The sequence below is a fragment of the Acinetobacter guillouiae CIP 63.46 genome (assembly GCF_000368145.1).
Taxonomy (GTDB): Bacteria; Pseudomonadota; Gammaproteobacteria; order Pseudomonadales; family Moraxellaceae; genus Acinetobacter; species Acinetobacter guillouiae.
In genome coordinates, this window is the sequence record NZ_KB849283.1 from 1232456 (window position 1) to 1246310 (window position 13855).

The 13855-nt window shown below is 38.5% G+C and carries 12 protein-coding genes; 5 read left to right on the forward strand and 7 right to left on the reverse strand.

From position 1 onward, the window contains the following. The first annotated feature begins 17 nt into the window (after positions 1-17). From F981_RS10930 to F981_RS10940, 3 genes are all read left to right on the forward strand, one after another. Positions 18-1268, forward strand: coding sequence for an MFS transporter (locus F981_RS10930; RefSeq protein WP_004721472.1), 1251 nt, complete (start codon positions 18-20; stop codon positions 1266-1268). Positions 1269-1442: 174 nt separating this feature from the next. Then, the gene (locus F981_RS10935) at positions 1443-3155 is read left to right on the forward strand and encodes an electron transfer flavoprotein-ubiquinone oxidoreductase (protein ID WP_004721475.1); all 1713 of its coding nucleotides are present in this window, start codon (positions 1443-1445) and stop codon (positions 3153-3155) included. 267 nt (positions 3156-3422) lie between these two features. Continuing rightward, positions 3423-4010, forward strand: coding sequence for a tetratricopeptide repeat protein (locus F981_RS10940; RefSeq protein ID WP_227515103.1), 588 nt, complete (start codon positions 3423-3425; stop codon positions 4008-4010). A 77-nt stretch (positions 4011-4087) separates the two neighbouring features. Here F981_RS10940 and F981_RS10945 read toward each other — a convergent pair whose 3' ends face one another. Further along, positions 4088-4417, reverse strand: a complete 330-nt coding sequence (locus tag F981_RS10945; protein ID WP_004721480.1) for a hypothetical protein — start codon at positions 4415-4417, stop codon at positions 4088-4090. 729 nt (positions 4418-5146) lie between these two features. Here F981_RS10945 and F981_RS10950 point away from each other — a divergent pair. Next, on the forward strand, positions 5147-6826 hold the full coding sequence (locus F981_RS10950; RefSeq protein ID WP_004721482.1) for an arylsulfatase: 1680 nt from the start codon (positions 5147-5149) through the stop codon (positions 6824-6826). Continuing rightward, positions 6823-7827, forward strand: coding sequence for an SUMF1/EgtB/PvdO family nonheme iron enzyme (locus F981_RS10955; RefSeq protein WP_004721484.1), 1005 nt, complete (start codon positions 6823-6825; stop codon positions 7825-7827). Before F981_RS10950 ends, F981_RS10955 begins: the two co-directional genes overlap by 4 nt. A 127-nt stretch (positions 7828-7954) precedes the next feature. Here F981_RS10955 and tatC read toward each other — a convergent pair whose 3' ends face one another. From tatC to F981_RS10985, 6 genes are all read right to left on the reverse strand, one after another. Beyond that, the gene (gene tatC, locus F981_RS10960) at positions 7955-8728 is read right to left on the reverse strand and encodes a twin-arginine translocase subunit TatC (protein WP_004721486.1); all 774 of its coding nucleotides are present in this window, start codon (positions 8726-8728) and stop codon (positions 7955-7957) included. Then, positions 8725-9243 (reverse strand): Sec-independent protein translocase protein TatB, encoded by a 519-nt coding sequence (gene tatB / locus F981_RS10965; protein WP_004721489.1) that lies wholly within the window; start codon positions 9241-9243, stop codon positions 8725-8727. Before tatB ends, tatC begins: the two co-directional genes overlap by 4 nt. Positions 9244-9260: 17 nt before the next feature. Then, positions 9261-9485, reverse strand: coding sequence for a Sec-independent protein translocase subunit TatA (gene tatA, locus F981_RS10970; protein WP_004721490.1), 225 nt, complete (start codon positions 9483-9485; stop codon positions 9261-9263). A gap of 150 nt (positions 9486-9635) precedes the next feature. Further along, the gene (locus F981_RS10975) at positions 9636-11399 is read right to left on the reverse strand and encodes an alkaline phosphatase D family protein (RefSeq protein ID WP_004721493.1); all 1764 of its coding nucleotides are present in this window, start codon (positions 11397-11399) and stop codon (positions 9636-9638) included. 106 nt (positions 11400-11505) lie between these two features. Further along, entirely contained in the window at positions 11506-12519 is a 1014-nt protein-coding gene (locus F981_RS10980) for a lipase secretion chaperone (protein WP_004721495.1), read from the reverse strand. 77 nt (positions 12520-12596) lie between these two features. Further along, positions 12597-13820 carry an alpha/beta hydrolase gene (locus F981_RS10985; protein WP_004721496.1) on the reverse strand — a complete coding sequence of 408 codons (1224 nt, stop codon included), beginning with the start codon at positions 13818-13820 and terminating at the stop codon, positions 12597-12599. Positions 13821-13855 lie beyond the last annotated feature (35 nt).

Genomic DNA, 13855 nt, shown 5'->3' on the forward strand with positions numbered 1-13855 from the left:
AATGTAGGTAATGGATTATGGCGACAAACTACAATACACATCTCTCTTCAATACAACCTCACACTTGGAAAATTGCATTTGTTTTTGCATTTTTAGCCTTGTTGGTGGATGGTGCCGATCTGATGCTGCTGTCTTATAGTCTCAACAGTATTAAGGCAGATTTTGGTTTAAGTTCCGTGCAGGCAGGTATGCTGGGTAGTTTTACCTTGGCGGGTATGGCTGTCGGTGGAATATTTGGGGGATGGGCATGTGACAAATTTGGTCGAGTACGGATCGTGGTTATTTCTATTCTCACCTTCTCACTACTTACATGTGGACTAGGCTTTACCCAAAGCTTTCTTGAATTTGGACTATTACGCTTTTTTGCTTCTCTCGGACTTGGCTCGCTTTATATTGCCTGCAATACCTTGATGGCGGAATATGTACCTACACGTTACCGTACAACGGTATTGGGTACCTTACAAGCAGGTTGGACGGTTGGCTATATTGTTGCAACGCTACTCGCTGGATGGATTATTCCAGATCATGGCTGGCGTATGCTGTTTTATGTTGCCATTGTACCGGTGTTAATTGCTGTTTTAATGCATCTTTTGGTGCCTGAACCACTCGCATGGCAACAGTCTCGTTTACAACAACCAACACGCGATAAAAATTCTGAGGAAACTTCAGCATTTAAACTGATTTTTAAAGATAAACGAAATCGTAATATGTTTATCTTGTGGGCGCTCACAGCAGGCTTCTTGCAATTTGGTTATTATGGGGTAAATAACTGGATGCCTTCATATCTAGAAAGTGAATTAGGCATGAAGTTTAAGGAAATGACCGCATATATGGTCGGTACCTATACCGCCATGATCCTCGGTAAAGTCCTTGCGGGTATGATGGCTGATAAACTTGGTCGTCGCTTTACTTATGCCTTTGGTGCGATTGGGACTGCTATTTTTCTACCACTGATTGTTTTTTATAACTCACCCAGCAACATTTTATATTTATTGATCGCTTTCGGATTTTTATACGGTATTCCTTATGGTGTAAATGCCACCTATATGACGGAAAGTTTCCCGACAGCGATTCGTGGTACAGCGATTGGTGGTGCCTATAACGTGGGGCGTCTTGGTGCAGCACTTGCGCCTGCAACGATTGGCTACTTGGCGTCGGGTGGTTCTATTGGTTTAGGTTTTGTGGTGATGGGAGCTGCTTATTTAATTTGCGGCGTTATTCCTGCCCTCTTCATCAAGGAAAAACTCTACGATCCGCAAAAATCGTAAAAGTAGACCTTGTAAAATCAGTTATCCCATTTTAAAGCCAGCTAAATCTAGCTGGCTTTTTTGTGGGTATCATTTTGAATTTGCTCATCAAGCAGCCCTTTTTTGATGCTTTTTTATTTGATATTTTTAGCCCAATAAATTAAAATACCGCCAAGCGAAATAGGATTTCTTTTTATGAAAGATTTACAACGAGAGTCAATGGAGTTTGACGTAGTGATCGTAGGCGCAGGCCCTGCGGGTCTTTCTGCTGCGATTAAAATTCGTCAATTAGCGCTTGAAAACAATCTTCTAGACCTTTCTGTCTGTGTGGTTGAAAAAGGCTCTGAAGTTGGTGCGCATATCCTTTCTGGTGCTGTACTTGAACCTCGTGCAATCAATGAACTTTTCCCTGACTGGAAAGAACAAGGTGCACCTTTAAATGTACCTGTGACTGAGGACAAAACTTATTTCCTCATGTCTGCTGAAAAGTCACAAGAAGCACCGCATTGGATGGTTCCTAAAACCATGCACAATGATGGTAACTATGTTATTTCATTGGGTAATGTGGTTCGTTGGTTAGGTCAAAAAGCGGAAGAGTTAGAAGTTTCTATCTTCCCTGGCTTTGCTGCTTCAGAAATCCTTTATCATGAAAATGGTTCTGTAAAAGGTATCCAAACTGGTGATATGGGTATTGGTAAAGATGGTGAACCTACTCATAACTTTACTCCTGGCTATGAACTTCATGCAAAATACACAATTTTTGCAGAAGGTTGCCGTGGACATCTCGGTAAACGTCTGATTGCAAAATACAACTTAGATCAAGATGCTAATCCGCAACATTACGGTATCGGAATCAAAGAGCTTTGGGAAATCGACCCTGCAAAACATAAACCAGGTTTAGTGATGCACGGTTCAGGCTGGCCTTTGGCAGAAACAGGTTCTTCAGGCGGCTGGTGGTTATATCACGCTGAAAACAACCAAGTGACCTTGGGTATGATTGTCGATTTATCTTATGAAAATCCACACATGTATCCTTTTGCTGAAATGCAACGTTGGAAAACACACCCACTGATCAAGCAATATCTTGAAGGCGGTAAGCGTATTTCTTATGGCGCACGTGCAGTTGTTAAAGGCGGTCTAAACTCTCTACCTAAACTGACCTTCCCTGGCGGTTGCTTAATTGGTGATGATGCTGGTTTCTTAAACTTTGCTAAAATCAAAGGCTCTCATACTGCGATGAAATCGGGTATGTTGTGCGGTGAAGCTGTATTTGAAGCAATCCAAGCCGGTCATGAGAAAGGTGGCGATTTAGCAGTGGCGCGTGTCGCTGAAGGCGAAGACTTCTTTGCTAAAGAATTGACTGCCTATACGGACAAATTCAACAACAATTGGTTAAAAGAAGAGTTACATCGTTCACGTAACTTTGGTCCAGCGATGCATAAATTTGGTTTATGGATGGGTGGTGCATTTAACTTTATCGATCAAAATATCTTTAAAGTGCCATTTACCCTACATGACCTTGCACCTGACTTTAGTGCATTAAAAACTGTAGATGCTGCGACATTTAAACCAACTTATCCAAAGCCAGACGGTAAATTAACCTTTGACCGTTTATCTTCTGTATTTGTATCCAATACCGTACATGAAGAGAATCAGCCAGCGCACTTAAAGCTGACCGATGCTTCGATTCCAATCAATGTCAACTTACCAAAATGGGATGAGCCAGCTCAACGTTATTGCCCTGCTGGTGTTTACGAGATTATGGAAAATGATGATGGTTCTAAGCGCTTCCAGATTAATGCTGCAAACTGTGTTCACTGTAAGACTTGTGATATCAAAGATCCATCTCAGAATATCACGTGGGTAACACCGGAAGGTGGTGGTGGGCCTAATTATCCAAATATGTAAGCTGGATACTTAGGACGATGCTTTAATGCTGCTCACCACTAAACATGCAAGTGCTTAGATGATTTTGTACAGCATTAACTGCTTCTTTTACCCAAATTTGTCGAGTGATATAAGCTCTTCATTTTCATTATTTAGGTAAGCTTAGTTCCCAAGGGAGCTAAGCTTGAAAAACAAAATAGAATAAATCTTGGCTCAAATTAAGTTGACTATAACTTAATTTTGCACTTTAATTTTAATGATTAAAAGACACAAATGATTGAAAAAATGATGAAATTTAAAATAAAAAAGCTGATGTACCCTCTGATTATAGTTACATTTTTTCCCACTACACTTGTATTTGCAGAAAGTTTTGAAGCGCTACTCGAAAAAGCCAACAATGGGGACGTAAAAGCGCAATACCAAGTGGGTTATCTTTATAGCAGTGGCAATCAGGGTGTGTCCTTTGATGAAGAAAAAGGTGTTTTTTGGTTTAAAAAAGCCGCAGAAGCGGGTGATTCAGAATCTCAACTCAGTTTAGCAATGAGTTATTTATGGGGCTCAGGTGTCGGTAAAAATACCCGTAAAGGTATTGAATGGCTGACCAAATCTGCAAATCAGAACAATGCGATGGCACAATACAATTTAGCTGAAGAATATTCAGATGGGAAAAATATCAAGAAAGATCTAGATCTTGCAAATTATTGGTATCTTAAGTCGGCTGAAAATGGTGATGTGACAGCACAATTTAAATTGGGATCTCTATACCTAGATGGAAATTTAGGTCTACCTCAAGATATCAATAAAGCAAAAGAATGGCTGAAAAAAGCCGCAGATCAAGGCTATGAATTAGCACAACGGCAATTGACTGTACTATGATTGAAGACAATAAAACCACCAACTTACCAATTTATAGATTTGATTTTTAATGATTATTTATTTTGACTGATACTTTTTTAAATCAGCGGTTTTACAACATTTAAAACCTCATGACTTTTAACAATTAAACAAATACATTGATCAAAAATGGCTTTTGAATTTTGTATAAATTCATCTTCCATCGCATCTAAATGTAAGTGGCTTTCTTTTTGGACTTTTTTGTACAAGGCAAATAAATCATGCTTATACTGAGACTTACAACTGAGATTGAAGTCCTTGAGTTCTTGCTCAAGTTCTAAACGCATATTTTCAATAAAATGCTGACGTGAAGCTTTATTATTCTGAATATAAAATAAGCGTGTTTGTTCATAAGTTCCTTTATGAAATATCATTTCATAAATTTTCATCGTAATACTTACCTATAGATTTGTATTTTCACTCTTAAAAGTAGAATTCATACAAATGTGTTATTTTATAAAATTTATCTATGTTCCCATTGAGATAATGTATTTTCAGTCTTTTATAAACATCTTTATCTGTTGTTTTTTATTAATCCTTAAAAACTCCTATTTCCCTTGGGGAAGGGAAATAGGATCAAGGCATCAAGAATCTTTAAAAAAGATCTCCCTCTAATTCTGTAGAATTTATCACAATAATCTTCAATTAATCAATACACCATCAACATAAAAACAGACAGTTCTGTATATTTTTGTTTAAAAAACATTCCTTCGCAATCAAAGTGACTTGTTTATTTACATCGGCGTTTAAAGTTTAATCAGATTAAATTGTAGAACTGGATAAATTCAAATTGTTGCTATGCTAAAACCAATGATATTACAAAGGTGTATTTGAATATCATGTATTAAACTATCACGAATATAAAACTTTCCTAATATGCCTAAAGCATATCCAAGGCCTTGCTATAAGCTGATGGTGCTTATTTTTTTAAGCCTAGAAGTATTTTGGTTTTATTAAACAGCTCAACATACTTACTTTTAAATGATTTCAACATCTATTCGGAAGCATATTGAGGGCTTTTCTTTTTTTCAGATTAACAATCAAATTTTAATTATTTTTACCATAAAAATTAACGCTCTAAACTCAGCCTAATTTTTTAAAAAACTAAGTCGACACGTATGTCTCATAAAAATCTGCTTACAACACTTTCTATTGCATTAATCAGTCTTTCTATTTCAGCATGTAATAATGATTCAGACCATTCAAATACTGTGGTGGAAACCAAGAAACAACCGAATATTTTATTTATCATGGCTGATGATTTAGGTTATTCGGATTTAGGGGCATTTGGTGGAGAAATACACACCCCAAATATTGACGCATTGACCAAAGAAGGTCGTATTTTAACGGACTACCATACTGCCCCGACCTGCTCACCGACGCGTTCACAATTGATTTCGGGTACAGACCATCACTTAGCTGGTATTGGGGCTATGGCTGAACTCACTCCTGCCCACTTAAAAGGCCAGCCGGGTTATGAGGGCTACTTAAATGAGCGCTCACTCTCAATAGCAGAAGTGCTTAAAGATAATGGCTACCGAACCTATATCAGTGGAAAATGGCACCTCGGTTTAACCGCTGAAACTAACGCACATGTAAAAGGCTTCGATCATTCATTTACGCTATTGCAAGGTCTAGATTTACACTTTAAACAAGCGCCTAGTGCATATAAACGTAATGCCACCTATACGGAGGATGGTAAAGTTGTTCCAATTTCAGCATTACCCGATGATTTTTTCTCAACCAATTACTTCACCGATAAGCTAATTAGTTATTTAGAGTCAGGTAAAAATTCAGGAAAACCATTCTTTGCCTATGCTGCTTACACCGCGCCTCATTGGCCATTACAAGCCCCAGCTGAATATCGTGACCGTTATCGTGGCGTTTACGATGCTGGTTATGATGTGATCCGTAATGGTCGTATTGCCCGCCAAAAACAACTTGGTCTAATTCCAGCTAACTTTACTGCAGCCGAACCGATTGCGACAAAAAATGCACCACAAAAATATGGCAAATGGAATGAACTTTCCGCAGAGCAAAAAGTCTTAGAAGCACGCAGAATGGAAATCTATGCGGGTATGGTCGAAAACCTTGATGCCAATATTGGACGCGTGATTGAGTATTTAAAACGCAATAACTTATACGACAATACTTTAATTTTCTTTGTTTCAGATAATGGAGCTGAAGGCTTTATTCGTGGTAGTTATGGGGCTGAATCAGGTTTTGATAATCGGGTGAACAATGTCGGTACATCCAGTTCTTATCACTATGTCGGTCCGCGTTGGGCTGAAGTCAGTGCTGCACCTTTCCATTTATGGAAAGATACTGCGGGTGAAGGTGCAACCACAGCACCAGCCATTGTTAAACTTCCTCATCAAAATAAAGCGCAAGCAACCTATCATGGTTTTGCTTCAGTGCTCGATGTTTTCCCAACTGTTTTAGATTATGCCAATATTGCTGTCCCACAAAGTCAATATAAAGGTCGTCAGATTAATACCCCAAGCGGTTACTCGTGGAAATCGGTGCTTGAAAATAAAGCACAGGCGATTCGTCCTGTAAACTTTAGTTTTGCAGATGAATTGCATGGCAGTAAATATGCGCGTCAAGGCGAATGGAAAATTGCTTTACAAGGTAAAGCAGAGCTAGGAACGGGAGCTTGGGAATTATATAACTTAAAAAATGACCGTGGTGAAACCCAAAACCTTGCACAAAATAACCCAGTAAAACTACAAGAACTACTTGATGTGTATAACAAATATACCCAACAAAATGGGGTGAAGGAATACAACATTCAATGAAGTTTAGCCCTCTTTTAATTTCACTATGTAGCCTGTTCCTTGTAACAGGCTGCAATAAAGCTACGCCCGACTCGCACCATTCTCCCAAACAAACCAGCAAAGCTTCTATACCACTTGGTTCATTGCAGCAATGCGAACACTATTCAGGTTTACCCAATGCATGGCAAAAAAAGCCAACAGCAGGTATGGTTTGGATTGCCAAAGGTTCATTTCAGCTCGGCTCCGATAAAGCCTATCCCGATGAACTCAATTTTGGGCAAAAACAACGTCAAGTTGAGGGTTTCTGGATCGATCAAACCGAAGTGACTGTGGCGCAGTTTAGTAGTTTTGTAAAAGCAACCGGCTATGTAACCGACGCAGAGCAACAGAAACAGGCAGCTGTATTTTCACCAGATGCCAATAAGCCTAATCAGTGGTGGCAACTCAAGTCTGATTACACTTGGAAAACGCCTAATGGCGCTTCGGGTCAAGCTCCACGCCCTGCTGAACCTGTTCGCTATGTGACCAAAAATGATGCTGAACATTACGCAGTTTGGTTAGGACGAGATTTACCTACCGAACAAGAATGGGAATATGCTGCAAAGGCGGGCTCAAAAACCGATACGCCACTGCATCAAGCGCCTCAGGATGCCCATCAACATCCAAAAGCCAATTATTGGCAAGGTGAATTTCCAATGCATAATTCTGTTGAAGACCATTTTGCAGGTGTGGCACCTGTCGGCTGCTACCCTGCCAATGCGTTCCAATTGTTCGATATGATTGGGAATGTCTGGGAGTGGACCTCTTCTGTATATCAAGGCGCGCATGATCAACATATGGGAAATTATACTGATCTGCGTCAGCAAAGCATCGCAACAACCCAATATGTGATTAAAGGTGGTTCTTTCTTATGTGCTTCAAGTTATTGCTCTCGTTATCGAAATAGTAGTCGATATCCGCAAGAGTTTGATTTGGCTGCAACGCATGTGGGGTTTAGAACAGTATTACGAACTCACCCATGAGACAAGGATGGGTTAAAATCTAGAGATCTGGCGAATTTATACACTTAAATATGAATTCGCCTGCTTTAAAAAAGAAGGGTTGAATAGAACAAAGCAACACTTAACCACTTTCGCTACAAATCAGCACTTATACACGTTTACGTTTTTCAATCATCTTGCCAAATACCAATCCCAATTCAAACAACATCCACATTGGAATTGCCAACATGATCATCGAAATAGCATCTGGTGGCGTGACAAACATCGCAATAAAAAAACAGCCCACAATAATAAAGCGTCTTTTTTCTACCAGCGTTTGCGTGCTGACCAAACCGATTAAAATCAATACCAGTGTAATAATTGGAATTTCAAAAGTGACCCCAAACACCAAAAAGAGTTTTAAACAGAAACTTAAGTAACTGTTAATGTCTGTCATTGGCGCAACGGTATCAGGTGAAACACTGATAAAAAAATGCAGAATCGAAGGTAAGGCAATAAAATAGGCAAAGGCAATCCCTGAATAAAACAAGCAAATACTGCTCAATAACAATGGGAATGCCAGACTCTTTTCTTTTTCATACAATGCAGGTTTAATGAATGCCCAAATCTGATAAATAATAAAAGGCATCGCCAGCATCAGCGCAATAAAGAAATTCAGTTTAAAAGGTGCCATAAATGTTGCAGTGACATCTGTAGCAATCATGGTCGAACTGGCAGGTAATTGGGCACGTAGTGGTTCAGATAACATTGAATAAGTTCTGTTTGCAAATGGCAACAAACAGAAAAAAAGCACAATTAATACCCCGATAATTTTAAACAGATGCTGACGCAACACCATCAAATGTCGGGTGATTGGCATTGCTTCAAGCTGAGTCGCTTCTTCGGAAACTTGCTCTTGTAGCTGCGGTATCATTGATGTCATACGGCCACCTTCAATTGCGATATTGACTTGGATTGAACAAGATCAATACTGAGTTTTTCATCATTACATTGAACTTGTTTTAGCCAGATACTTGGCAAATAGACTGTAGGAATATCACGTGAGACAGGTTGATAAATCTGCTTCACTCTCAGCTGGGCTTTTTGCTGTTCTTTTAATTGCGGTTGCTCTAATTGCTGTTTCTCTAATCGTGCTGGCGCTTGCTCTTGCTGTATAGCATCTCCAGGCATAGCCGATAATTGCTGTAGCTCATGCATCTGCGCCTGCATTTTTTGCTCTAATTCTTGAATACGCTGCATCTCATTCTGCATCTGTTCGCGCAATTCAGATAAGCGTAATTCACGGTCAATGTCGTTCTGAACATTGCTGATGAGACGTTTCAATTTACTGTACCATTTCGCAACAAAACGCGCAGCTTCAGGGAGTTTATCAGGTCCTAACACCAACAGCGCAATAATCCCAAAAAACAATAATTCAGAAAATCCGACATCAAGCATGTGTTAATTCTCCAGTTTTAATGCTTTACCGTAGAGTTCACATCAGTATTGCTATTTTGATGTTCCTGTGTCCGTGGTTCATTCAGTGCAGCAGCGGTTGTTTCATCATCTTGAATTGATTTTTTAAAATCCTTCACCGCACCGCCGACATCTTTACCTAAATTTTTTAATTTAGATGTGCCAAAAAGTAAGATCACCACAATTGCAAAAATAAGTACGTGCCAAATCGATAATCCAGCCATGGTTTTTTACTCCTGATATTCTTGTGTTATTTCATTATGTGTACATAGACAGCTAAACCCTGCACTACTGAAAAAATGACGCGATAGCAATAGCAATAGCATCTAAATCTTCTTCAGTAGTCAGGCGATATAAAATTAAATAGGCTTTTATTAAGCAGTTTTCTTAATCGAACGGGTATTGACCAATTGATTATTCAGCACCACTTGATGCCCACGTTTTGTATCCACAGTATATTGCGGCTCTTTAATGGTATCGACATAGATCCAGTCCGCTTGAACCTGCGTTGCAGTAAAGCTGACATTTAGATAACCACGTTGATTTAGATTGGTATAATCCAACTCATCAATCAGTGTGGTAAACGCCATTTCAAACTGCTGTAACTGTTCCACTGGAATATTGAGATACTTTTCAATTCCCGGCGATGACACTGAACTTGTCGCCAGCTCAACACCGACAAAATCACCCGCCTGACTATACAACTCTGATGACCATGCATTATGGGTATCACCTGCCAGCACTACGACCTTCTTGTTCAATGCTTTTAAAGTGTTATACAGAATTTCTCGTTCAACATAATAACCATCCCAAGCATCTAAATTATAAGGTGCGACAGTGGTTAAGCGTGCCTTTTCAATTGCTGTCAATGTTGGATCGCCCTGTAGCACACGCATTTTCAGTTGCACTAACTCCATGATCATCGTATTGATTTGATTTAAAACCTCTTGAGTTGCATTTCCACTTAGAACAGCGCTCAACGGTACCAGTAATTCAGCAGGGATTAATATCTTACCCATCAACACTTGCTGACCCAATACATTCCAAGTTGCCTTGGATTGAGCCAACTTTTGTTGTAACCATTCACGTTGGGTATACCCCATCAAGGTTCGATTCTGATTGGTTAAGTCAGTCTGAAAACGTTGAAAATCCATACCAGAAGCGGTGATATAATCGGTATATTCCAGTTGCTTATCTCTGGCAAGGATACGGGTATCTAACATGGTCAATTGCACCAGTGAACCAAAGTCAAACTGGCGATAAATATTGAGATGATCATTTGCGGAAATAGGACGAATCGGCATCCATTCAAAGTATGCTTGTAATGCAGCAAGTTTACGATCGAGGAAAGCCCCTTCATTGGCTTGGTGATTTTCAGCACCATCTCGCCATGTATCATTTGCCAACTCATGATCATCCCAAATCACAATAAATGGATGACGGTGATGCAATGTTTGTAAATCTTTGTCTTTACGATATAACGCATAGCGTTTGCGATAATCATCTAACTTGATAATTTCTTGATTATTGTCCGCAGCCAAAGTACGTCCTAACTTCACTGCATCTTCTGTTGCATAACCACCTTGACCATATTCATAAATATAGTCACCCAAATGAATTACCACATCAACATCTTGCTTGGCCATTTCACGATAAACATAGAAATACCCTGCTGGATAATTCGCGCAAGAACATACCGCAAAACTGACTTTGCTGGGGTTGATTGGTAGCGTTTTGGTTTGTCCAACTGGTGAAACTTTATTGCCAAAGCTAAAACGATAGAAATAGCGTTGATCTGGTTTTAAGTTTGTGGCATCAACTTTCACCGTGAAGTCTTGTGCCTTTGCTGTGGTGACTTTGTCTGTTTTAATGATTTGCTTGAATTGATCATCTAAAGCAATTTCCCAAGTCACTTGCAAACGTGCGCTGCTATCATTGGGCGTTAAGCGTGTCCATAAAATCACGCGATCTTGTAAAGGGTCTCCACTGGCAACCCCATGTTCAAAATTGACTTGTAGTATTGTTGATTCTCGATCTGAACTGTCATTACATCCCGTAAAACCCGCAGATAAATACAGTGCACCAAAACCGAATAGGCTTTTTTGAATAAGTTCTCGTCGTGTAATTTTGGCTGTCATACTTTACTCCTTAAACTATGGCTAGATTACAAATACTAAATAAGACCTAAATTTATTTATTCTCTACGGTCCCATTAACTAGATTGATTCATTGAATACACTTACATTAATTGAGAATATCTAGCGATTTTTCCGTATCATAAATTTTTTCCAAACTGATAATTCTCCGCTTATCATATCTGTCACTAAAAATTTCTTTTCTAAGCGCTTCAATTGATTTTTCCTGATCAAGCATATTTAAATCACGTTGCAAAATTTCACCTCGCTTTTGCATATATATTTCTGCTTGGTTTTTAAATTGCGCTCTTGATTTATCAACAGATTCCATCCGCTCGGTCACTTCAGGACCAAACACTTTTAACCGCTCCTTGCGGATCTCTTCCTGTGAACCTCCTCTGTTTTTTATTTCCTGAACTTTACGAGATACATCGTTAAAGTCTTTATTAAACTTTATGGCCTTTCTCGATTTTTCGGGCAGGTTGTTTATCGCTGTATTGAGTTCCTGTTCGATTTCATCATCTGTCATCCCTGTAGATTCATTTATTTTTAAAACAACCAACTCATAATCTTCAATTTTGTCACTTGCACCAAATAATGCCTTTATCTCAAAGGGGGTAAAAAATCTTTCTCGGATAGATCGAATCGCATCTACAAGTCTTTTCGCATTTTTATAATTCGCTTGATTTTTCGAATGTGCCTTATGGGTTAAAATGACCTGATCGGTATATTTGACATACCTAATCCATAAATCCTTTACGATACTTTGAGTCGGATCAACCAACAGCTTATTGAAAAAATTTAAACCAAAATTGGTAGGATCAGATTCAGTTGGATTATTTTTTAACAGCTTATCAAAACAATCCTTGGTCATATTGTCTAAAACAAAAGTTTGATTTGTATCAAAACTTAATTCACAGTAAATATTCCCTCCAAATGCATCAACTGCAATGGGTATAAAACCGCTGCTTGGTTTTATGCTACCTATATTTAAAGCGGTCGCTTGATCTGGCTTTAAATCCTCCTGATTATTTGTCTTTTTATCTATTGGCTTAAAAACAAGCCATAGAAAACAAACAATAACCACTAGAAAAAAAGATGAAACTAAAATACTTTTTTTCATTTAAAATCCCTGATTTTTTGTTTTAAATAAAATCAGGCTATATTTATTCTTTATAGATCAATATAGCCCAAAGTCAATCACATATTATTTTCCTTTAAATAATTTGCATGATCTTTTAAAACATCAATTGGGTTTGGAATTGTTGCCCATTTCGTCGGTGTTTGAATCCAACCCCAATTCCAAGGCCAGCCTGAAACTGAGAATGATTCATCGTATTTACTAAACGTTCCTGACTGTTCTCTATGTTTCCAGTTATAAATTCCTTTTAAGTTTCCTAGACGACTACTACATACCGAGACCGTACCATCATGTGCTTGATTGGGAAATAAATTTACCACTTCATCAATTTTCCCCGTCCATGATGTCATATAAACAGGATAGGAATGTCCATCTAATCCTTTGATAGAATATCGATCAGGTGTATTGGGTAGATTATAATCGCTTGGGTTAGCTGTCTGTTTTAGACATTGAGCAGAAATGGGAATACCTTCAGGGAATAAAGTATTAAAATCTTGCATACTTTTGGCACTATTGGCTCGGATCCCTTCAAGCAAATTAATATAATTTAGACTGTTACGACGATAATCTTCATCTGGTAATTTTCTAACACCCTCACCGCCCCACACCCAGAACGAGGTGTTGGCATTAAAGGTTTTAATATCATTTTCATCTAATCTGCCATCAATTATAATTTTATGAAGTGCACTTAAAAAATCATGTCTATAAATGATATTTTGCAAAAAATTCAACACAGACTGTAGCGAAGAATAAGGCAACATACTGCTAATATCTAATTTTCCAGTTGCTTCATATTCTTGGATATTTTGATCAGCAAATGGACTTCCCCGATGTGGAGAACCAACAGTCGCGATGGAGGACACCAACTCAGGTTTAACCCCAAGCGCATAACGAGATGTCGGTCCACCTTGACTATGTCCTACTAAATTAAATTTAACGTCATCACGATAGTAAGTCGTTTGAATATACTGTAAATGCTTGATTAATTCTTCACCACGATATTCATTGCTATTTAAAGGACTTATAGAAACTGCTATCGCTGGTGTGGACTGTTCAGCCAATTGAGTTAATGTTGAGCCCCAGTAGTCATAAATAGAAAATTTTCCTAAAAACTTTACATGTTCTGCCCCTGCTAAGCCATGTACAAGCACAATTGGTTGAGGACTATTTTTATTTTCATAGCTGTCTACAATTGGATTTACATTAAAACCCGCAAAAGAATGGCTTGAGTAAACTACTGTTGAAATTAAAAATACCCACTTAGATAAAGTAAAATCTTGCATACGTACTCCAATTTATAAAAATTTTCTTGTCATGG